14 protein-coding genes are annotated in these 24309 nt (G+C 31.5%); 10 read left to right on the top strand and 4 right to left on the bottom strand.

Annotated features, from left to right (window positions below; genetic code table 11):
• Positions 1-306: 306 nt before the first annotated feature.
• From QZV12_RS03780 to QZV12_RS03770, 3 genes are all read left to right on the top strand, one after another.
• Entirely contained in the window at positions 307-747 is a 441-nt protein-coding gene (locus QZV12_RS03780; RefSeq protein WP_295617437.1) for a hypothetical protein, read from the top strand.
• A 218-nt stretch (positions 748-965) separates the two neighbouring features.
• Positions 966-9443, top strand: coding sequence for a hypothetical protein (locus QZV12_RS03775; RefSeq protein ID WP_295617434.1), 8478 nt, complete (start codon positions 966-968; stop codon positions 9441-9443).
• The gene (locus QZV12_RS03770) at positions 9407-9652 is read left to right on the top strand and encodes a hypothetical protein (RefSeq protein WP_295617432.1); all 246 of its coding nucleotides are present in this window, start codon (positions 9407-9409) and stop codon (positions 9650-9652) included. The genes QZV12_RS03775 and QZV12_RS03770 overlap by 37 nt, the downstream gene beginning before the upstream one ends.
• 916 nt (positions 9653-10568) lie before the next feature.
• Here QZV12_RS03770 and QZV12_RS03765 read toward each other — a convergent pair.
• The 4 genes from QZV12_RS03765 to QZV12_RS03750 form a co-directional block, all read right to left on the bottom strand.
• Positions 10569-10748 carry a hypothetical protein gene (locus QZV12_RS03765; protein WP_295617429.1) on the bottom strand — a complete coding sequence of 60 codons (180 nt, stop codon included), beginning with the start codon at positions 10746-10748 and terminating at the stop codon, positions 10569-10571.
• A gap of 3 nt (positions 10749-10751) precedes the next feature.
• On the bottom strand, positions 10752-10898 hold the full coding sequence (locus QZV12_RS03760) for a hypothetical protein (RefSeq protein WP_295617426.1): 147 nt from the start codon (positions 10896-10898) through the stop codon (positions 10752-10754).
• Positions 10899-11369: 471 nt separating this feature from the next.
• Positions 11370-11528 carry a hypothetical protein gene (locus QZV12_RS03755; RefSeq protein WP_295617423.1) on the bottom strand — a complete coding sequence of 53 codons (159 nt, stop codon included), beginning with the start codon at positions 11526-11528 and terminating at the stop codon, positions 11370-11372.
• 732 nt (positions 11529-12260) lie between these two features.
• Positions 12261-12404 carry a hypothetical protein gene (locus tag QZV12_RS03750; RefSeq protein ID WP_295617420.1) on the bottom strand — a complete coding sequence of 48 codons (144 nt, stop codon included), beginning with the start codon at positions 12402-12404 and terminating at the stop codon, positions 12261-12263.
• A 171-nt stretch (positions 12405-12575) separates the two neighbouring features.
• On the opposite strand from QZV12_RS03750, the gene QZV12_RS03745 reads away from it, so the two are divergent.
• The 7 genes from QZV12_RS03745 to QZV12_RS03715 all read left to right on the top strand — a co-directional run bounded on the left by QZV12_RS03745 (position 12576) and on the right by QZV12_RS03715 (position 24305).
• On the top strand, positions 12576-14321 hold the full coding sequence (locus QZV12_RS03745; protein ID WP_295617417.1) for a hypothetical protein: 1746 nt from the start codon (positions 12576-12578) through the stop codon (positions 14319-14321).
• Positions 14322-14581: 260 nt separating this feature from the next.
• Positions 14582-15430, top strand: coding sequence for a hypothetical protein (locus QZV12_RS03740; RefSeq protein ID WP_295617414.1), 849 nt, complete (start codon positions 14582-14584; stop codon positions 15428-15430).
• Entirely contained in the window at positions 15385-20535 is a 5151-nt protein-coding gene (locus QZV12_RS03735; protein WP_295617412.1) for a hypothetical protein, read from the top strand. Before QZV12_RS03740 ends, QZV12_RS03735 begins: the two co-directional genes overlap by 46 nt.
• A gap of 113 nt (positions 20536-20648) precedes the next feature.
• Positions 20649-21014 (top strand): hypothetical protein, encoded by a 366-nt coding sequence (locus QZV12_RS03730; RefSeq protein WP_295617409.1) that lies wholly within the window; start codon positions 20649-20651, stop codon positions 21012-21014.
• Between the two features lie 236 nt (positions 21015-21250).
• Positions 21251-22474, top strand: a complete 1224-nt coding sequence (locus QZV12_RS03725; RefSeq protein WP_295617406.1) for an NOP5/NOP56 family protein — start codon at positions 21251-21253, stop codon at positions 22472-22474.
• A 277-nt stretch (positions 22475-22751) separates the two neighbouring features.
• Complete coding sequence (locus tag QZV12_RS03720; RefSeq protein ID WP_295617403.1) at positions 22752-23408, top strand: fibrillarin-like rRNA/tRNA 2'-O-methyltransferase; 657 nt, start codon at positions 22752-22754, stop codon at positions 23406-23408.
• Between the two features lie 756 nt (positions 23409-24164).
• Complete coding sequence (locus QZV12_RS03715) at positions 24165-24305, top strand: hypothetical protein (RefSeq protein ID WP_295617400.1); 141 nt, start codon at positions 24165-24167, stop codon at positions 24303-24305.
• Positions 24306-24309: the final 4 nt, after the last annotated feature.

The raw sequence follows: 24309 nt of genomic DNA, 5'->3' as shown, positions 1-24309 counted from the left end.
TTTTTTTTTTTTTTTTTTTTTTTTTTTACATGCATCTTTTTTTATGAAATATATTTTCCAAAATCTTCAAATAAGGACTGAAAAAAACATTTTTTAAAAACATATAAGCAAAAATAAAACAATTCAAACATTATTTTATGAAAATAAGCATTAAACATTCTTTTTTTAAGATTTGGACATGCAAGCAAGCACTTACACTCGAAATAATTTATATAATGCTTTCTACATAACCAATATATATAAAAAAAGGTTGTGCACATGAAAATCAACAAACTATTTATAATATTTTTTATCTTAATCTTAGGAATGGGGATCGCATCCGCAACTGACAACCAAACAATTTGCAACAACACAGGCATAACAAGCTTAGAAGATGCAAATATAAACGTCAATGTTTTAAGCGACCAACATGAAATAAGCCACGAATTACAAGGAAAAATCGAAGAAACACACAACGAAGGAGAACGACCTCCTTTAAAAAACCAAGAAAATGAAGACAACTCCGAAATAGAGAACCAATGGGACAAAAACATCTACTTAGGCAACCTAAGGTACGAAAGCAACAGCGACTTAAATGACCAATGGGACGAAAGCAACAACCACTTAGATGACCTAATGGATGAAAACATCTATGGCTTCATCAAAAACCACCAAAAAAAAAAAAAAACAAAAGCAACGAAGCCTATGAAATCATCACAGCCAACATCACAAGTTACGATTTTCATGACACATACAAAGTCAAAGTAGTAGACAAAAACGGAATCCCAATCACAACAGGAAAAATAAACTTTTACATAAACCATGAACTAGCAAGCACATCCAACATCGACAATGGAGGATTCGCATATTTCAACCTAGACACAATCAACAATACTGCTGGAACATACAACATAATCTCAATTTACACCGCCCAAGAAGAAGACTCATTAATAGCACACCAAAGCGTAGAAGTCAAAGAAATCCCAATGAACGAACGTGACATCATAATCAACTTCGAAAACAAAAAACTATATGACCTAGGGGAAACCTACAACGTCAAAATAACAGACAAAAACGGCAATCCAATCAAAAAAGGGTACGCCTGCTTCCTCATTTACAACAGAATATTCTACAGCAACATAACAGAAGCAGGAATCGCCACCTGCACCCTACCACTAGACTTGAACTTCACAGGAAACATCCTAGTCTGGACAATATATTCTGATGGAGAAATGTACGATTTAGCAGCTAGCGAAGCAATCAGCATAGGCACCAAAACATTGGTATCACTAGACCAAACCACAATCGGATCACGCATGGTCAACAACCTAAACAAGTACAACTTCACATTCAAAGAAGGCAAACACATAGGCCAAATCGACAACAATACATACCTAATAATAGAATACAACGGGAACTGCTATCTCCTATATGAAACCACAATCAACTCCAGCGAGGAATTGATGTCCCAATTCAAAACACTATCCCAAAAAAAAAACAAATACGACGTGGTGAAACTAAACCTTCTAAACAACATCACATACATACTAGACAAACAAATATTCAACGATAAAGAATGGGGCTACACCAGCAGCATAACCAGTGGCCAACTAATCATCAACGGAAACGGAGCCACAATAAAAGGAAACTACGACTTAAACTTCATGTACATCGGTACTGAGGCAAACACCAACTTTTACAACCTAACCATAAGCAACTTCGACCACTGCTTTATAAACCACGGAAACCTCATGAGCAAAAACTGCAGCTTTAGAGATAACGAAGCATACAAATTCGACGTAAAGGTTTGGGGCTCTGGAACAGTTATCCATAACTTCAACACAATATTCTTCGACAGCTGTAGCTTTTATGACAATGAAGCAAAATTTTCAGCCTTCGGCAAGGAAGAAATGGGAGGATCCATATTATACGCAGAACCATACTCCCTAAACATCTTCAAAGACATAATAGGCTCAATAAAAACAGACTCATTCTACTGCGACAACTACACCACAACCATAATTTACGACAGCAATTACGAAGAAGTCCACAAACTACTATCAGACTCATTCATCTCACAGAACGCCTACTTCAGCATAGTCAATGACAAAATATACTCAAGCAACAAAACATGGGTAGCCAACGTCTCCAACATTCAAGAATTAAAACAAGTCCTATGGACATTAAACACATTCATCAATGCAACTGAAGTCATCATCAACATGGAACCAGGAGAGTATGTCTTCGACAAGGATTTTGAAAAACTCAGAGGATGCAATTGGAGAGCCAAAGACCAGGACCATGAAAAGGCAATAGACTACATCCAAAACCGCTACATCCTAGACATAGGATACTGCCCAATCACAATCAACGGAAACGGAGCAACAATCAGCATCAAAGGCAATGACAAAGACCAAGACTATCACTTCGCATACATAGGAAAATACGGCCACCTAACCCTCAATAACCTAGAACTGAAAAACTTCAACACAGCATTAATGGTCACAGGAAGTGTTGTCGCAAACCAAACCACATTCAAAGACAACATAATAGACTACACATTCCTAGACGGAGACCGCGGAGGAGCAATCAGATCCCTCGGAGGCACAGTCATCTGCCACAACTGCAAGTTCATAGACAACGATGGCGATGATGATGCCAATGACTTCTACGCAGAATCCTCATCATATATCGAGTTTAAAAACTGCTCTGGACCTACCGGCCAAATGAAAGACTCCCACCTCAAATGCAGTCAAGCAGACAAGAAAAACATCAATCTCAAAGGAAACAGCATCTACGAAGAAACCTTCGAAACAAACACTGAAGAGGAATGCTTCAAAATCTTCAACGTCAGTGACAACAAAAGCTACAATGAAGTAATAAACTACTTAAAAAATCATACAACAACATGCTTATTCATCAACTTCACAGGAGACTGCAACTTCACAATATCCAAAGAATTCCAACGCAAAATGACAACAATCTTCCAAAACAACGGATACACAATCAAATTCAATAAACTGGAATTCAAACAAGCAACCACAATGAACTTCATGAATTTCGACTTCAACAATACCAAAATCGAAAACAAGGAAACCCTCACTTTCGTCAATTGCAGCTTCCACAACAAAAACGGAGAAGACCAGGCCATAAGAAACGAAGGATCACTTACACTAATCAACTGCAGCATATACAGCAATGACTGCAACAACGAAATCATATACAATCTTGGCATATTAGCCACCTATGACAGCAGATTCTGGAACAATACATTTGACCATGACGACAAAGGCCTCATCCACAACAATGGCGGATCTGTCACATGCCTAAACACCTCTTTCAATGAGACAGAAGGCTGGCACATTTATAATTTCGCTACAGGAGACTGTGCAATAATAGGATACGACAACAACCCAACAAAGGTCAAATTTGACAAGCCATGGTCCAATGCAAAAACAGGATTTATAAAAGGCGCATTTACCCTAGGAACCTGCATCATATCATACGGAGCAGGCTCATTAATCGGATACATTGCTCCAACATTCATGGGATTCATCGGAGCAGCCATAGCAGGTGCGGGAATCGGATTTGCAGGTGGACTCACCTACAGCTACTTAGAAGGCAGAGCCTACCATGACTACAGCAATCTCTGGAACAATGCATTATCATTCACTTTATTAGGACTTTCCATGAGCAATATCGGATGGTCCACCTACTCATCCATACGAAACAAAATGCTAGACCTCAATAACCCTAACGGAGCCAATGGAGGCGAAAACCCCCAAGACTTTACTAACATGAATTTAGGCAGAAACGGCAACCCAAATGACCTATACCAAGACCCGATATACAGAGAAGCTCTAAACAACTACATACAACAAGAAATGAGAAACCTTGAAGCACTAAACAACCAATACCCTGGCCTAATCAATTATTATTCAAAAACATTTACCTCACTGGCAAACAACATTCATACAACCCTCTATGATATGCTAAACTTCCTAGCCACAATCCAATTTATCATATCCACACATAATCTAATGAACAACAACCTACAATCAAATAATGCAATCAATATTATCAACAATGCAAACAACAATATAAACAACAATGAAAACAATAACATAATCTTTGGAGGACAAGAATACCCAAATCCATTTATAAGCATATCAAGCGGCTTAATAAGCGATTTCCTAACCCAATCAAATCACTTGATGATGAGCATCGATAGCAATGAGAATCTAAGATATTTAAGGGATAGAATTTATTCAAGCACATACAGTCATGCTGACAACAACATAACCCATACAGATAGAGTTTTAAGGTTCTTCAGTGACTTTTGGGATTTATACAACGGCGCACATAATTATGGCTTCCACAACTTGAACAACTCACTTACAACCACATTACGACTGTTCTATGATACCTGGGGCCCTCGTGCAACACCTCACGCAATCAACAGACTTTTTAATGACAGCGGAAACATTATATTAACTACATGGGAAAGAATCTATCGAAACGCCGAAGAAGAATTCACCAAAGCTTTCCGCAATAGTGGACTAAAGAAAACCGATGTGAATAATAAGGACAAGGATACACAAACCATAATAAAGGAAAAAATCGAACAGCTTTACAAGGACATAGGCAGCAAAATAGCAAAAAACAACCCTGACTACGACAAATACACTTCAATGAACTTAGAATACGAAAACAACATAGGAACAGACAACATCGACTATTTATGGTATTGCTACAACATACTAATAGATATAAATAACACAATTGACATCAATTATGACACTTACAATAATATGGTCTCATTTAATTACACCGACTCCATTAAAAAAAATATATACAACGGCATATTTAAACGGGAATCATATATTTCTCATATGCCTGAAAATGCACTAACACAAATTAAAAGTGAAATAAAATATGAGCTGAATATATTAAAGTTGGTAGACACTGAGTTTTATGAAAAAATTCTAGAGGATAATCTTGAAAACAAAGACTTTGACGAATGGTTCAATGAGGAATATTACCTTCTAGGCCAGTCATATAATGAGGCTAGCAAAGTTAAATTAATGGTAACAAAATTAAAATATTTATATGAATCCATTTCTGAGGATTTATCTGAATATAGGAAATCTGATATAAACGAAGACTACATTTATTTTTATCAAATAAGATACTTGTTAGATAACTACAGGCTTGCCTACTGTGCCCTTAATGATAAAGATAAATTAATTGTTAATAAATATTTATATGAACAATGCAATGAATTGATTAAAGCATTTGATGGTGTTGAATTAAATGGAGTAGCTATTGAATCTTATGTGGAAAAATTATATCAACTAAGGAATATTAAGGATTATTCAATAGCAGAGTTTAACCAACTAACTGACATTTATAGAGTTCTGATGACTACAAAAAATAATCAAAATATTTTCAGCAATGATATCTCTGAAATGGATTCAAATTTGATTGCGGAGAAATTAATTAAGGACTTGGCACAATTTTATTTAATTAATAGGTATATGCCTAATCTTGAAGATGAAAACAATTTGACCTATTTCATAAAAATTCTTCATTATGGCAATACTAATGAACTTAAAAAATTAACTGAAATATATAATCAATATTATTATTTAAGACAACAATATGACATATTCTATAAAATAGAGAATAATATTAAAAATAAAAATCATATAGATCTAGAATCATACAATCAATTAACAAATGAAGAACTAATTACTAAATTATATCTTAAGTTTACTGTACTTTATCAAACCCCTGGAATGAAATTGAATGAAGAGATATTTTGGAGAACATTAAATTTAGACAATGAGTTAATGCCTAATGAACAAAATAAAAGAAAAATGAATATTTCAAATATCATATTCATATTACTCTTCAATAAGTATATAAATACAGATATAACAGAACCAAATGTTAACTTCAAGGAGATGTTTTTAGTTGAAGGATCTGGTTACATTACTGTGAAGGTGTCCTATGCAGCTAAAGATTACTACGATAAGATTGTAGCAGAACTACCTAATAAAGAAGAAGTTTTAGATAGATTAGGTCAGCTAAATCCTATCAAAACACTAACTTTTAGTGAAATTGATGCTACAGGTCTTATAGATAGAATAAACTTATTTAAAATAGCATGTCCAGTAGGCCATCATATTTTAACAACATGGTTCCAAAAAAAATATGGAATTCAAAACATACAAGATAGCCAATGGAAATTTGATAAGGACTATAACGGATATGTCAATATTGAGGGTGTGATTAATGAATATTATTATGAATTCTGCAATGAGACAATGAATACAATGAAAATAATAATGGAAAAGTTAGGAATTCTTGACAAAGACAATAATATCATATTTGAAAGTGTTAATTATACTATTGGCAGATTAATAGATAATGAAAATTTCCTTAATAATATCTTTAACAAAAAACAGTATTTTATGAATATTGGCAAAAAGGATAATGAAAAGGATAAAGAACAAATAATTGCAGAAATGGAGCATGACCTAATTTACTTGAAAAATATCAAAGCTGAGTTATATGACGATATAATGAATGGCATTTTAGATAAAACCAAAAATTTCAATGAATGGGTTAAAAAGCAAGAAAAATTAGAATATTCCACTCTTTTAAAGAAATATTCTGATATTTTTGACCAATTGGGAAAGCATAGGAATTCTCAAATAGTATTGGACAATGAAATTAATGTCATAATCAATCAATTAGACGAGAATACCATTGATAATTTAGACACTCAAGCAGACTTAGCTGAAATGAAGTCTAAAATATACAGTCAATTAGCATACTTTATCAATTTTTGGGACACTTATAATAACAATAAGAGAAATCCAAACATATTGAATATGAAACTATATAAAAATAAGATTGGTTATTTTGCTGAAATATATCATGAAATAATGGATCTTGCAATATACCATGTATTTGATGATAAGATTGATTTAAATGCATTAAACATTAATCAAATGAAAGATCTATTCCTTAATAATCTTTATAGAGCATACCATTCATCTGAAAGATTCGGTTGCGTTTTTGACATCCTAAAAGAAAAGAAGATCCACTACAACAGCTTCAAGGAATATGAAAACTTCATCAACTCCATCCAAGACAAAAACACAATAATCAAATTGTACAATGACATTCACAACAAAATCCTCGAATACAAAAAAGAAAAACCTAATGATAAGGGAGAAGATGAACAGAATAAGAATTTAGAGAAGATGAAAGAGATTATCAACAGTGAGAACTACCAGTATGAAGAACCAAATAGCATTAATACATATAATAAGGATGAAAGTCATTTCCGAGGGGCTTTGAATAAACTAAACGAAGAATATCATGAGGCTTATAAAAATATTTTAGACAATGTCATAAAGAACATGGATGAATATATAGAAAGTCATTATAACAATTTCGAGGAAATGCGCAAGGAGATTATTGACTATTTAGAAAAGATTTACAATAACGAGGAGGTGAAACCGTCAATAAATAACGATGATATGAAAGCAATTATAAGCTCAGATGAAATGAGTAAGATTGAAGAAATTATCAATAGCAAAGAGTACAAAAAACAAAGTATTATAGTTCAGGATGAAAATGGTGATGTAAACCCATTTATAGTTGCTTTGGAAGAATTTGCTATAGAATATCCAAAAATCTATGAAAATGTCAACAAAACACTAATTATAGGAGACATACCAGCATTCATTAAAAAACATAATTATGATGTAGAGGCTGCACGTAAAGAGATACTTGAATTCTTAAAGAAATTGAACAATGACCATGTAGAAAAACTTGAAGAAGAAGGCATCTTAACAGATGACCAATACAACGAAATCAAAAAAATCATGAAAAACAAGACAATCAACCCTACAAAAAAACATCATGTCATCTCAGACTCACTCCGGAAATTATATGGATCATGGGATTTAATAGAAGAAAAATACCCAAATATCGCTAAAGAAATTAAGTCCTACTTATTTGGAAAACATGAGAACTTATTAAAATATGCAATCATTGAAGGAGATCCGGAAAACGGATATGAAACAATTCGTCAAAACATCATAGACTTTGTCCGTGCCAACTTCTACAAAAAAGAGGATAAAGATATTGGCATTAGCGAGAAAATCCCAGAAGAATACATTTATAAATTAACCGTTGAGGAAATCTACGAAACTGTTACAAAGAGTATTTTAGAGCCAAATCTTGAAGAAGTATTAGCACATACCCTTTATACTAATGCAGTGGACACTTTCTGTGCATACAAAGAATTCTCAAAATTAATGGAAAATGCAGGAATAAGGGAAAACTATTATGCAGACAAAGTAAATGATTTTAAAAATAGGCTTTTAAATATATTAAAAGAAGCCAATCTAAATAAAGATATCTGTGAAAAACAAATATTAAAAGACATTGAAAACATCTTAAACGAGAAAATCATAGAGGATGAGGAAATTAACCTTATAAGCAACGAAAATCCAGATTATCGTGCATTTAAAAAGTCTTGGAAGAAAATTGAAGAGACCTATCCACTGATTGCCAAAGATGTTATAAATAAACTTTATGAAAATGACATGAAGAAACTGGAAATAGAGATTTCAAAAAAAGGAGATGAAGAAACACGAAAAAAGATTTTTGATTACATTAAAAATCATTTTTCAAGCAATGAAGACAATAATGCACCAAATCAACAGGGAGGACTCTTCGAAATTCATAAAGAAGACATAGGGACTAAAAAAAATAGCAACTTTTTTATGACCAAGGTTATGGAGGGTGCAATTGCCAATGCAAAGAGATACATTGAAACAATACAAAAGAAGGATGAGAATTTAGCTAAACGATTAAATGAGAGCGTAGATAAAATCAATGGAACATTTTTACCGCTACATGAAAATGAAGATTATGCATCCAAATATAATAATTTAATCGACTCATTGAATGATTTGTTTAAAGAAATAAATCCAAATGATTACATTGATTATATTGAACTTGACAACTGGCTAATAGAAAAAGAAGCCTTAGGGACTTTCAACAGCCAAGATAAAGAAAAAAACTTCAACAAGATTCTATATTCAATTGAATCTGCATATGAGAATGTAGTGAGATTTTCAAATAATATAGGCAAATATAATCAAGAATTATTTGAAAAAAATAAAATGTATGCCTACGAATTAAATTCCAAGTATAGTAGTAATAGCAATTTAAAGGGATCTAATTATGATGTTATTTATAATAATCTCGTAGACCATTTAAATCAGTTAATTATTGACTCATACAAACTGGTTTATGGCAATATTAATCCAAGCCAAAACAATGAAAAATTCGTAATCAAAAGAGAAAATATTGAAGGAGATAATATTAAAGACTTTGAACAATGCATGAAAAAGGCAAAACTGCAAAAGATCATGTAAAAAATATTAAAGCAAACAATCCAGAAAAATTAAATAAAGAAATTGATGCATTATATAATAAATATGTGACAACCCTTGAAAGTTGTCCTCACAGATTACAGTATCAAATATTTATATTGAGATTAAACGAATTGCTTGAAAATATCAATTCTAACAATGACAACAACATAAACCCTGAAAATGAGAAAAACAAGAAGACGAAACAATAATACTCCCTAAAGACAATCTATAAAAACAAGAAGATGATTATGAGATAGTGCGAAGTGCTATAGCCAATAAATAAAAAAAATATGTATTTACCTCAATGCAAGCAATTACGATAAAATAAGCACCATGATTACATCTGAGCTAAAGCAAATAACATCTATGGTTGAGCAAGTTGAGAATTTAAAAAAGGAATTGAAACATTCCCAATAGAACAATGATGTAAAAGTAAAGGCCATGAAAAGCCAAAAAGACATATAAAGAAAAAATATATTCCCAAATCCTCAAAAAAACCTTATTGTCCATTTAAACGATGTGAGCAAGCACTTGCACTCGAAAACATTTATATAAACTTCAAGATATAATAATTTATAATTAAGACCATATTTATGTCTTGAAAAGGGATTACTAATTTGAATAAAAACTAAAAAAATAACAATATAATTTTTAAATGCAAAAAATGCTTTATGAAAAACATTTTTTATATTTAAAGATGTTATCATATTTTTAAATTAATGATATAATTTAAATATAATATCCAAATTTTAATTAATGGCAATATTTGGAGATACTTTCTAATTTTATCTAAATTGGTTTTTATGAATTATCTTAATACTCCCCAAAAGCTTAGCTGCTAAAGCTAAAAAATGATTTGAAATTAAAAAAATAAATTTTTGAAAATGGGGTTAAAACATGAAGATCGATAAAATATTAATCATATTTTTAATATTTATCCTAGGAATAGGAATTGCATCAGCATCTGATGATATGAATCTATGCAACAACACAAATGTCTTAACTGTAGAAGACACTAATTTTAATGTCGATACATTAAACAACTATGAGGAATTGAGTATCGAATCACAAGGAAACATCAAAGAAATGCCCTACGATGAAGAACATTCCTATTTAAAAAACCAATTAAAAGACAACTCTGAGATGGAGAACCAAAGGAACCAAAACAACACCTATTTTAACCAAGGAAACCAAGACAACACATACCCATGGGATGAAGAAGACATCTTTTTCGACCAATGGGACGAAGATGACACCCTTTTCAACCAATGGAACGAAAACAACTACAACCCCTTCAAAGAACACAGCCTAACAAACAACACAGACCAAGAACCCTATGAAATCATCACATCCAACATAACAAAATATGATTTTCATGACACTTACAAAGTCAAAGTAGTAGACCAAAACGGAAACCCAATCACTATAGGAAAAATAAACTTCTACGTAAACCACGAACTAGCAAGCACATCCAACATCGACTACGGAGGCTATGCATCATTCAACCTACACACAACAATCAACACCCCAGGAACATACAACATAATATCAATCTACACCTCCCACGAAGAAGAGGAAGACTCCTTAATAGCACACCAAAACATAGAAGTCAAGGAAGTACCAATGGACCAACGTGACATCCAAATCCACTTCGAAAACATAAAGCTATACGACCTCGGAGAATCCTACAACATCAAAATAACCGACAAAAAAGGAAACCCGATCAAAAAAGGAAACGTATACTTCATCATATACGACAGAATACTCTTCAGCAACATAACAAAAGAAGGAATTGCCAGCTGCACCCTACCACTAGACTTAAACTTCACAGGAAACCTACTCGTCTGGACTGTATATACCGATGAAGAAATGTATGACTTAGCAGCTAGCGAAGCAATCAGCATAGGAACCAGAACATGGATATCACTAGACCAAAACAGCATTGGATCCCACATGGTCAGCAAATTTAACAAGTACAACTTCACATTCAAAGAAGGAAAACACATAGCAGAAATTGGCAACAACACATACTTGATAATAGAAAACAACGGAAACATCTACCTGCTCTACGAAAGCACAATACACAACAGCACCGAACTAATGGACCAATTCAAAACACTAGCAGAAAAAAACAAATACGACCTAGTGAAACTAAACCTCATAAACAACATCACATACACCTTAGACGACGATGTATACAGCGACCAGGAATGGGACTATGCCAGCAGATTCGCATACGGACAACTAATCATCAACGGAAACGGCGCCACAATCAAAGGATCACATGACATAAACTTCATGTACATAGGCTCTGAAGCAAACACCAACCTCTACAACCTAAACATAAGCAACTTCGACCACTGCTTCATGAACCACGGAACCCTCCAATGCAAAAACTGCACATTCACCAACAACGAAGCATACAAATTCGATGTAAAACTCTGGGGATCAGGAACCATCATCCACAACTACAACACAATATTCTTCGACGAATGCAGCTTCTACGACAACAACGCACAATACTATGGACTAGGTAAAACACACATGGACGGATCCATACTATATGCCGAACCATACTCCCTAAACATCTTCAAAGACATAAGCGGCACAATATACACAGACTCATTCTACTGTGACAGCTACACCACAACCATCATTTACGACAGCGACTACAAAAGCGTTCACAAAATACTATCAGACTCTTTCATATCACAGAACGCCTACTTCAGCATAGTCGATGATGAAATATTCTCAAGCAACAAAACATGGGTAGCCAACATCTCCAACATTGAACAATTAAAACAAGTACTATGGACATTAAACACATTCATCAATGCAACTGAAGTCATCATCAACATGGAACCAGGAGAATATGTCTTCGACAAGGATTACGGAAAACTCAGAGGCTGCAATTGGAGAGCTAAAGACTATGACCATGAAATGGCAATTGACCTCATCCAAGACCGCTACCTCCTAGATGTAGGATACTGCCCAATTACAATCAACGGAAACGGCGCAACAATCAGTATCAAAGGCAATGACAAAGACCAAGACTACCACTTCGCATACATAGGAAAATACGGCTCACTAACCCTGAACAACCTAGAACTGAAAAACTTCAACACAGCATTAATGGTCACAGGAAACGTTTTTGCAAACCAAACCACATTCAAAGACAACATAATAGACTACACAACCCTAGACGGAGACCTTGGAGGAGCATTCAGATCCCTTGGAGGAACAGTCATCTGCCACAACTGCATATTCACCGGCAACAAAGGAGATGACGATGCAGACGACTTCTATGCAGAAAGCTCATCATATATAGAGTTTAAAAACTGTTCAGGACCTACCGGCCAAATGAAAGACTCCTACCTCAAATGCAGCCAAACCGACAAGAAAAACATCAGCCTAAAAGGAAACAGCATCTACGAAGAAACAATCGAAACAAACAACGAAGAAGAATACTACAAAACCTTCAACATCAACGACAACACAAGCTACAGCCAACTAATAAACTACCTCAAAAACCACACAGCAAGCTGCATAATCATCAACTTCACAGGAAACTACAACTTCACAATAACCCAAGAATTCCAACGCCAAATGACCATAATCTTCCAAAACAACGGACACAACATACAATTCAACAAACTAGAAATTGCAAAATCAACCACAATGAACTTCATAAACTTCGAATTCAATAACATAATCATAAAAAACAAAGGAACCAGCTCATTCACCAACTGCAGCTTCCACAACAAAAATGGAGGAGACCAAGCCATAAGAAACGAAGGAACACTCAGTCTAACAAACTGCAGCATATATAACAACAAATGCAATAACGAAATCATATACAACCTAGGTACACTAGCCATCTACAACAGCAGATTCTGGAACAACTCATTCGATTACGACGACAAAGGACTCATCCACAACAATGGAAGATCCGTCACATGCTTAAACTCCACTTTCAACGAGACAAAAGGTTGCCAAATCTATAATTTCGCAACAGGAAACTGCGCAATAATAGGATACGACAACAACCTAACAAAAGTAAAATTCGACAAACCATGGTCCAACTTCAAAACAGACATGATAAAAACCGCATTCATCGCAGGAACAGCCTTCCTATCCTTCGGAGCAGGCTATGGTATCGGAGTCGCAGCCCCAACAGTCCTCGGATTCATCGGAGCATCCATAGCCGGCGCAGGAATCGGCTTTACAGCAGGAATGCTCTACGGATACCTTGAAGGCAGAGCATACCATGACTACAGCAACCTATGGAACAATGTACTATCATTCACCTACCTCGGATTCAGCTGGGGCCGCCTAGGTTGGACCAGTGGATCCCAAATAGTCAAAAGAATCCTACAACCAGACAACCAAAACGGAGCAGATGGCGGAAACCCACAAAACATACCAAACCAAAACTCAAACCAAAACCCAAACCCAAACATAAACAATCCAAACCAAAGCCCACTAGTCCAAGATACCATAAACTACCTCCAACAACAACTGCAAAACATACAAAACATACAAAACATTGGAGAATACAGCAACCTCATAAACTACTACAGCAAAATCCTAATCCAAATGGGCGCCAACCCACAAACAAGCCTTACAGATGTCCTAAATCTTATGACCACAATTAACTTCATAATATCCGCACAAATCCTAATGCACCAAAACCAACAACAAAACAATGTAATAAATATTGCCAACAGAATAAACAATAACTTAAACGAAATCAACACAGACAACATAAACAATGAAAACAATCAAAACAATCAAAACTTACAACAAAACCCATATGGATCTAATATCCTCAATTGGGGAGAAAACCCATCTGAAAATAACCTCTCGGCAACCAACTAATAACTAACTTCATGACATCAAATTACCTATGGATCCAGATTAATAAAAATCCATACCTACAATATCTAATAAAACTAATACCTACAGAAACATACCAAAATGCAGAAAACAATCAAAGCCACGTTGATAGAGTTTTAAGATTACTAACTAAAGCATGGGATTTATATCATCGCACACAACGCTTTGGATTTCACAACTTAAACGACCAACTAAATTGGGACCTCCAATCATTACATAGATCAATACATGACAGCCGTTTTATGAATTCCAGAACCATTACTAGACTCTTTAATTGGAACTCAGTAACAACTCTAAGCCTACAAGAACAAGTTCTTGAACAACTCATAGAGGAGTTCAATAAAATCACAGCCAGAAGCCAAATAGAGGCAGATCACCTAAAAGATTCTAAAGATAATGCAACAACAGTCATTCAAACCAAATTAAAACTAATCATAAAAGACTTAAAACCCAAAATGACAAAAAACAATCCAAACTACAATAAATATTCATCAACAATAGAAGCCTTCGAAAAAGAAAAGAAAAATGAAAACATAGACTTCCTATGGCATATTTACAACACATTACTCGACATAAACAACACAATAGACTTCAACAATGAAACCTACAAGCAAATGGCATCCTTTGATTACATAGAATTAATTAATAAGAACATATACAATGCAATATTCAACAGCCCAGAATACATAAAATCACTGGAAGAATTGAAAATTAAATGGGAAATCAAACAGAACCTAAATATATTAAAATTAGTTAACTCTACATTATATGATGAAATCATAAAGAAAAACTTTGATAACAAAGAGTTTGAAGCTTGGATTAAGGGAATCGAGGAAACTATTGAAGACGATAAGATAATGCATTCAACTTTAAATAGCAAATATAAAGAAATTCATGACATATTATCAAAATATAGGGATCCAGGAATAAATGAATGCAACATTAATTTTTATCAAATTAAATACCTATTAAACTCATATGAAGATGCCTATAATGCCCTTAATGATGAAGATAAAGCAATGGTAAATAAATATTTATATGAAGAATGCAACGAACTAATAAAAACATTCAATGGAAAAAGGGCATTGTAGATTTAACGGATGACTTATATGATTTAAGGAACATTAAAGACATCTCCGAAGACCATTTTAAAAAATTAACCAATATTTATTCCATACTGATGACTGGACGAGATATTCAAAATCTTTTCAGTGGGGATATCTCCAATTTAAAAGAAAAAGAAATTGCAGATATATTACTGAAAAACATACCACAATTCAACTTAATAAATCATGAGCTTGATCTATTTAGTCCAGATTCAATTAAAGAGAGTTATTTTTCATTATTTGCAAAAATAATTTATTTTGGCAATGGAAAATTTATTAACAATTTAACTGCAATACATAAAAGATATGTTTATTTCAGAGAACAATACGAAATATACAATAAATTAGAATATAGCTTTGCACATAGCCTACCTATAGATCCAGAATTAATCAAGCAATTTACATTAAGCCAATTATCTTCTGGTGAAAGGACCAATTATCTCACCAATAGAGTAATTAAGTATTATGATGCTAGAAATGTGCAGTATAATATTTTTGATATGAAAAAAATTGAAGATATGTTTTATAAAAATGTGGTCATAGATAAAGATATTCATGAGATTAAAAAAGAAAAGGCATATATCGAAATGCTTTTGTATATACTCTCTTACAACCAATACCTGAAAATTAATGATATGACTCAATTAAACATTACCCTAAAGGACTTGTTTTTAATTGAAGGCAACGATAAGATTAGAGTAAATATTAACTATGGCAGTGAAATCTACTATAATATCACAAAAGATATGGATGATAGAGAGGACATTAAGCTCCAAGAAAGGAATATAAATCCTGCAAACGACATAACTTTTGACCGGATTGATGTTGCCGCATTAAAGAAGAGATTGAAATTATTTGAAAATGCATGTCCCGTAGGGTATTGGATCTTAATGGAATACTGTAAGGAAAACTACAATTATCCTTTGATATCAGCGACCAAATGGAATTTTAATATGGACATTGGTGAATATTGCATTGCGAATAAGGATGGAAATTTAGTAACATATTATGACTTCTGTAATATTATGATAGATCAAATGGAAGATATCATGAAAAAGTTAGGTGTTGTTGACAAATCCAATAACATCATTTTTAAAAATGTTAACTACACCATCAGCAGAATTGTAGATGAAGAAAATCCGTATAATAACATTTTTAACAAATTACAGTATTTTAAAAATCTTGTTAATGACCATACTATAATGGATTTTACTGGTCAAGATAATTATACGGGAATTTATAAAAACAGTGCGCATTCTATATCTAATGAAATGAGATATGATTTAGAATATTTAAAAATCATTAATGAAACTTTATATGATTCTATAATGAATGAGGTTTTTAATCATGCCCAAAATTACGATGCTTGGCTCGGTGAACAAGACAATTTGCTCGAGTATGATGTCATTTTGTCAAAATATGAGGCTATTTTTGATAAATTAAAAGAATATAGAGATTCTTCAAAAGTATTGGAAAATGAAGTCAATGTAATAATTAACCAACTAGACAAATATAATATTATATATTTCGAAAAAATTAGTGGAGTGAAAATAGCAGACTTCCTAGAGGTTATTACTGAAGGCTCAAATGAAGAAATGAAAGAGGAAATACGCAGTTATTTATTATACTTTATCTATTTCTGGGAGTTGTATCATGATAAAGACATCCAACAAAGGAATATAAATTATTTAAATCCTAAAGGTAAACTGTCCATTGATTTATTGGATAAGCCCCTTAGTGACATTTTTAATAGGTATTCTGAAATAATGGGACTTGCAACATACCATGTATTTGATGACGATGTAGATTTCAATGCATTAAGCATTGCTCAAGTAAAAGACTTATTCCTCAATAATCTTTACAGAGCATACCATTCTCAAAATAGATTTAGTGATGTTATGGACATTATCAAGAACCACATAGGCGTTATGAGATTCAAAGGATACGAGAAATACATCAATAATATTAAAGACAAAAACGAAATTATCGAATTGTATAACACAATACGCAACAGGAACACAGATTTAGAGAAGATGAAAGAGATTATCATCAGTAAATACAAATATAAGGAACAAAATAGCATTAATACATACAGTAAGAATGAAAGTCGTTTCCATGGGGCTTTAAATAAACTTAACGAGACATATCCTGAAGCTTATAAAAATATTTTTGACAATGTCATAAAGAACATGGAGGAATATATAAAAAATCATAATAACAATTTCGATGAAATGCGCAAGGAGATTATTGGCTATTTAGAAAAGACTTACAATAATGGGGAAGTGAAACCGCCAATAAATAAAGATGATGTGAAACCAGTTATAATCCAAGATGTAATAAGTAAGATTAAAGAGATTCTTAATAGTGAAGAATATGTAGGCCACCAGATCATCATGGATGAAACAGGTGATTTAAACCCATTTATAGGGGCTTGGGAAGAATTTAAAAAAAAATACCATATAATCTTTGAAAAGGTTAGTGAAAATCTTAATATTAAAGATATAGTAGACTATTTACGTGAAAATAATAATAATTTAGATGTCGCTCGTGAGAAGATTTTTAAGTGTTTAGAAAATTTGAAACTGGACCCTGTAGAAAAGGATGATGGAGAAATCATTTTAACAGTTGCCCAATACATCGAAATCAAAAAAATCATGAAAGACAACACAATCAACCCTACAAAAAAACATCGTGTGGTTTCAGACTCACTCTGGAAATTATACGGATCATGGGATTTGATTGAAGAGAAATATCCTAAAATTGCAGAAAAGGTTAAAACTTTCTTATTCGGAAATCATAAAGATTTGTTAGATTATGCTGTCTTCGAAGGAGATCCATCAAACGGATATAAAGTCATTCGCCAAAACATCATTGACTTTATCCGTGACAACTTCTACAAAAAAGAGGATATTGCTGAAGACAATTCAGAAAAGATCAATGGCAAGGAAATTTCAGACTGCAAAATTTATGAAATATATGAATATGCTACAAATATGATTCTTTTAGACTCAAATCTTGATGGAAAATTAAAAGAGTCCCTTTGTAATGATGTATCACAGATATACATGGCATACAAGCAATTCCGATCATTAATGAAAAAAGCTAAAATCTCTGAAAAAGATTATGAATCTGAGATAAATCAATTTAAAAATAGCCTTTTAGACATAATAAAACAAGTCAAATCCCTCAAATCCAGTGCTGAAAAACAAGGATCAGATTCTGAAAAATTCAACCGTATTAAAGAGATTATGGAAGAAAAAATCCCATATAAGCCTATAAACCTGATAACCAATGAACCAGAGGAATATCTTGTATTCAAAGCGTCTTTCAATAAACTCCAAAAAGAATATCAGGATATTGCTGAAAAGGTTTTAATAGACCTATATGGCAATAGCATGAATGAATTATATAATGATTGGGAAAAGTATGGAGATTATAATACACGGCAAAAAATCATTGAATACATTAAAAATAACATATTAAGCAATAATGTCAATCCTAAGCAAAATCAAAAAAATGGACTGTTCGTAATTCCTAAAGTAGACATTAGCAAGTGCAAAAATAATCCAACAAGGATGGGAATAAAATTGGAAGAAGCAATGAATATAGCTAAGGATTATATTGAAGCAATACAAAAGAAGGATGTGGGTTTAGCTAAAAAGTTAAATCAATCCATTGACACATGTTATGAAAAATCTTTACCTTTAGGTGAAAATGATGATTATGTCTCTAAATATAATGGGTTTATCGACTCATTGAATAAATTATTTAAGGATTTAAATGCAAGGGATTACATTGAGGATATTGAAATTGACAACTGGATTATTGAAAAAGAATCCTCAAAGAATTTCAAAACTCTAATCAAGAATAAAAACTTTGAACAATTCATGAAAGCAATGAATAATGCTAGAGGTGTTGTTGAAAAATTTGCTAAAGAAAATATAGGCAAATATAATCATCAATTATATCAAGATATAATAGATAAATCCTACGCATTAAATGAAAAGTATCTTGGCGATGTTAATAATAGGGTAACCAGTTATGAAATCGCTCATAATTCTTTAGTCGATGGTTTAAATCAGTTAATTAGAGATTCATATAAAAAGATTTTTGGCAATAAGGAGCCTGGTCAAAATGATGGAAGATTTGTAATCAAAAGAGAAAAGATTGAAAGCGATGATTTTGACGATTTTGAGGATAGCATGGAAAAAGCAGTTAACACTGCAAAAGATCATATTAAAGATATTAAAACAAATAATAAGCATTTAAATGAAATATTAAATAAACAAATTGATGAACTATATGATAAGTATTATAAACTACTAAAAAACAATTTTGAATACAGATTTATCTATCAATTGTTTATTTTGGAATTAAATGAATTGTTTGTAAAGGCAGCACAAGAATCTGAAGAGATTAGAATCCAAACCGAAGTACTTGAAAGTAAAGAGGCATACAATAAAATTAAGGATTATCAAGGAATGAACATTGAAATACAAAAGAAAGAAGATATTAGTGAAGCCTTAAAAAATCAGAAATTGCATACAGTTAATGGTCAGATTATTAAGGAAGGGGATACCATCTTTGATAGCAATGGACATGAATATATAATGGGTGATGACTTTAGGAAGACTAATGTATTGGCCATGGATGATAAGGGAGTTCTTTATTTAGTTAGAGATATTGAGGATTATCATTATATTAGCACAAATTACCTCCCAATTCATTCAAGTTTAGATTCAATACGCATAGAATATGAGGAAGACTGTGATTATTATTATAAAACAGGGCAAAAAGTTCCCAAATCTGAAGTCAAAAACAATAACGGTTATGCTTATGACAAATATGGTCGCCATCTTTACTCAAACGATAGAGGGGAAAAATATAAATTTTCAGCCTATGAAAAAAAGAATAGGATTAACATTAGGCGCAATCCAAACTATAGAGATAAAGTCTTCTATAACTATAAAGGAAAAGTAGGGATAGATGATATTAAAATTGTTGATGGTGTTATGTATGATAAAGAAGGCAATCTCATATTTTTCAAATCCGATCCTAATGTCGACAATATTGGAATGATGACCAATTAAAAACAGCAGAGTTTATTAAAAAAGTTAAACTTATCAAAGAGGATGATGATAATGAAGCTAACAGGCATATAAAATTTTATTATGGACAATCCGAAAACAAAATTGAAGAGTTTGTGAAGGGCCTTGATAATCTAAAAAATGAAGGAGGTGAGCTTTCTTTATTATTCCATTATGATGACCTGAAACACAATATTAGTGTATTAAGAGATCGATATTTTGAAAAAATAAAAGAGGTACAATCTGAAAATGCTAACTATACCTCAATTTGTGAGAGTTTTGTTAATGAGTTGAATGAATTGTTGACAATTGAAAATATTAAAATATCCATTGATAAATACTTTATGCAACCACAAAATTCATTATTGATTCCTAATGTATTAAAAAATGAATATTTTGACTTAAGACTAGAACCTAATCCAGATAAGTTGGCTTTAAAATACTTACTTGAGGATATTGAAAGTAGTTTAAATAAAAAATAGGATTTCAACACAACCAAAATAAAAATTAAAGTACTTAAAAAACAAAAACAAGATTTCAACACAACCAAATAAAAATTAAAGTACTTAAAAACAAAAACAGGATTTCAACACAAGCAAAAATAAAAATTAAAAAAATGATAAGAAAAATAATGAAAATGAAAATTTCTAGAAATTAGACTAAAGTAAACAGAAAAAATAATGTAAAATATATTAGATAAAAAAATTAAAATAAAATTATGGAATTTTATATAACACAATGTATTGCAGGATTTATTGCATTTGATGAAAATCTTCAAATAGTAAACAAAAAATTATTCAATGATGATGAAATAGTTTCAAATCTCATTAAAATAGAAGAGAATGAGATTTTAGAAGAAGAAATTGAGCTGATAAACGAATTAGCTTTTGAAAACTCAAGTGAAGAAAACAAAATCATCATTGAAACCACTAAAAGAAGATCCCAATATAAGGAACTTGAAAACTACGATTCTATTGTAATCAAAACCCCAAATAAAGGTGGAGAATACTTAAGGAATAATTTAAATCAAGTTTTAAATGATATTGGATTTTCACAAAATCAGGATGAAATCATCATAAGCTATGAAAAGCTGGCACCTCAGCAAATCAAGAAATCATCACAGGAAGAGGACAAGCTTTTAATTCAAGCAATAAACTCTGTAGACGATATAGATGAATCAATCAGCAAATTAGTTGAACGTATTCGTGACTGGTATACAATATATTTCCCAGAACTGGATACAGTAAGCAATAATGAAGCATACATTAAATTGATTGCCGAAAGTGAAAGCAGAGAAGACATTATTGAAAACTTTAATGATCAGCTTATAGAAAGCATTGAAGACAGTGCAGGAGCAGATATTGAAGAAGATGACTTGATTATACTAAAAAGCTTTGCAGAATCCATTTACTCTTTTCAAAAATCAAGAAAGGAACTTGAAGTTTATATTGATTCTAAAATGGAAGCCATTGCACCAAATTTAAGGGATCTGCTTGGCGCATCATTAGGTGCAAAATTAATAGCCCATATTGGAAGCATAAAAAGATTAGCCACTTATCCTGCAAGCGTTATACAAATCATGGGTGCAGAAAAGGCAATATTCAGACATTTGAAAACTGGAGAACGCCCACCAAAGCATGGTTTAATATTCCAACATCCAAGTGTCCGTGGTGCAAAATGGTGGAATAGAGGAAAAGTAGCTAGAAATTTAGCTTTAAAAATCACTTTGGCTGTTAGGAAAGATGTTTTCTCAGGAGAATATGATCCAAGCATTGCAGAAGACTACTTGAATAAAGTGGAACAGATTGAAAAGGAAAATCCTTTCCCTAAAAAGACAAGCAGAAAAAGAGCAAATGAAAGGAAATCAGAAAAATCCAAAGGAAAATCCAAATACAAAGGAAATAAGAAAGGTAAGAAAAATAAAAAAAGAAGAAGAAAATAATAATTCCTTAAATTTATTGTTTAATTTAATTTTTGGTTGATTAAATTTTTTAGTTTAATTTAATTGATTGAACTTTCAAAAAATTAAAATAAACTAATCAACCTAATAGAAAGAACTCTCAAAATATTAAAATAAACTAATCAACCTAATAGAATGAATTTTCAAAATATTAAAATAAACTAATCAACCTAATAGAATGAATTTTTAAAAATTTAAAATAATCTTATAATAATCATACGAATTATCAAAATTAAAATTCCTTAAAAAGAGTGAAAAAATGAATATATTTTACAAAGATGGGGAAATAGCTACTCGTAATTTAACTCCTGGTATTAAAGTTTATGATGAGAAGCTTTTAAGAGATGGAGAAGAAGAGCCAATAGAAGAATATCGTATTTGGAATCCTAGACGGTCTAAGTTAGCTGCAGCATTATTGAATGGATTGGAAGGACTTAATTTAAAAAATGATTCTAAAGTATTATATTTAGGTGCATCAACTGGTACAACAGTTTCACATATATCTGACATCTGTGATGAAGGATTGATCTATGCAGTGGAATTTTCACCTGTCAGCATGAAAAAGCTGATTAGACTAAGCCAAAAAAGAAATAACATTGCTCCAATACTTGCTGATGCCACTAAGCCAAAATATTACTTGAATAAAGTTGAAAAAGTTGATTTGGTTTACTGTGATGTAGCACAGGAAAAGCAAAGCGAACTCTTTATGGATAATATGAATTTATTCTTAAAAGAAGAAGGATACGGGCTTATTACCATAAAAGCAAGAAGCATAGATGTTATTCAAAAACCTAAAAAAATCTTCAAAGATGAAGCTAAAAAAATAAAAGAAAATGGTTATTCTATTTTGGAAAAGATTAAATTAGAACCCTATGAAAAAGACCATATCGCTTTTTTAGTTGAGAAATCTTTTTAAAAGATTAAATATTCCTTTTTGAAAAAATGGGATTATGAAAAACTACACATAATCCTTATTTCAACTAAAACCAACCAATTTATTATTAAAAATTTCAAATAAAAATGAATTTATATTTAAATTAATTTTCACTATTTTTAGAATAATGTTTTTATAAATAAAATATAATTCATTACCATCATTATTATTTAACATTAGATTTATCTTTAATCCCAATTTAAACCTTGTAAAAGCCCTCTTTTATAAGTATTACTTTTTTTGAAAAAATGAGATTTTAAATAAATATTTACATTAGATTTATTAAAAAAATTGATTAAAAATAATTAATTTTCAGAAATAGAACTAAAGTAATATATAAAATGATACATAAGAATAAATACTTTATTTATAGGAAAATATAAGAAAAAATAAAAATTTTGATATTATACGAACAGTATTAAAAAAGTATTACTAGAAAAACCTTTTTATATAAGAAAATAACAAATATATATTTGCTAATGCAATAAAAAAAGAGTTCATAAAATATCCTCTAGGTTAATTCACTCATAAAAACACTCCATAATTAAATAACTTAGAGGATTGAACTTTTTTTCAAAAATAACTATTTTTAACCTTTCTTTAATAAATTTTTTTCAAAATTTTACAAAATATTACTAATTTTTCTTTAAATTAAAAAATAAGAAAGAAATGCTAATTTTTATAAAAAAGTAATACTTTTTTTAATTTTTATCAAAATATAAACCATAAAATACTATTATGAAAAATAAAGGAAAAAATTTAAAATTTTTATTGAAAAATAAGGAAATAAAAAAAGAAAAATTTTTTATGCAAACTAAACTTTTTTTAAAAAAAATAGCAAAAAATAAAAATATTACTGAAATAAATAAAAAAAATTAAAAAA

Origin of the sequence: uncultured Methanobrevibacter sp. (assembly GCF_902769175.1) — an archaeon.
Lineage (GTDB): Archaea > Methanobacteriota > Methanobacteria > Methanobacteriales > Methanobacteriaceae > Methanobrevibacter.
Note: the sequence above shows the minus strand (reverse complement) of the source record. Positions and strands in the feature narration are given on the sequence as shown.

What these genes read in the sequence shown, in the direction of transcription:
- QZV12_RS03725 (WP_295617406.1), top strand. Translation starts at nt 21,251, where the DNA reads ATGGAATTTTATATAACACAATGTATTGCAGGATTTATTGCATTTGAT.
- QZV12_RS03735 (WP_295617412.1), top strand. Translation starts at nt 15,385, where the DNA reads ATGCAACGAACTAATAAAAACATTCAATGGAAAAAGGGCATTGTAGAT.
- QZV12_RS03780 (WP_295617437.1), top strand. Translation starts at nt 307, where the DNA reads ATGGGGATCGCATCCGCAACTGACAACCAAACAATTTGCAACAACACA.
- QZV12_RS03775 (WP_295617434.1), top strand. Translation starts at nt 966, where the DNA reads ATGAACGAACGTGACATCATAATCAACTTCGAAAACAAAAAACTATAT.
- QZV12_RS03745 (WP_295617417.1), top strand. Translation starts at nt 12,576, where the DNA reads ATGGTCACAGGAAACGTTTTTGCAAACCAAACCACATTCAAAGACAAC.
- QZV12_RS03715 (WP_295617400.1), top strand. Translation starts at nt 24,165, where the DNA reads ATGAAAAATAAAGGAAAAAATTTAAAATTTTTATTGAAAAATAAGGAA.
- QZV12_RS03720 (WP_295617403.1), top strand. Translation starts at nt 22,752, where the DNA reads ATGAATATATTTTACAAAGATGGGGAAATAGCTACTCGTAATTTAACT.
- QZV12_RS03770 (WP_295617432.1), top strand. Translation starts at nt 9,407, where the DNA reads ATGCATGAAAAAGGCAAAACTGCAAAAGATCATGTAAAAAATATTAAA.
- QZV12_RS03740 (WP_295617414.1), top strand. Translation starts at nt 14,582, where the DNA reads ATGAATTCCAGAACCATTACTAGACTCTTTAATTGGAACTCAGTAACA.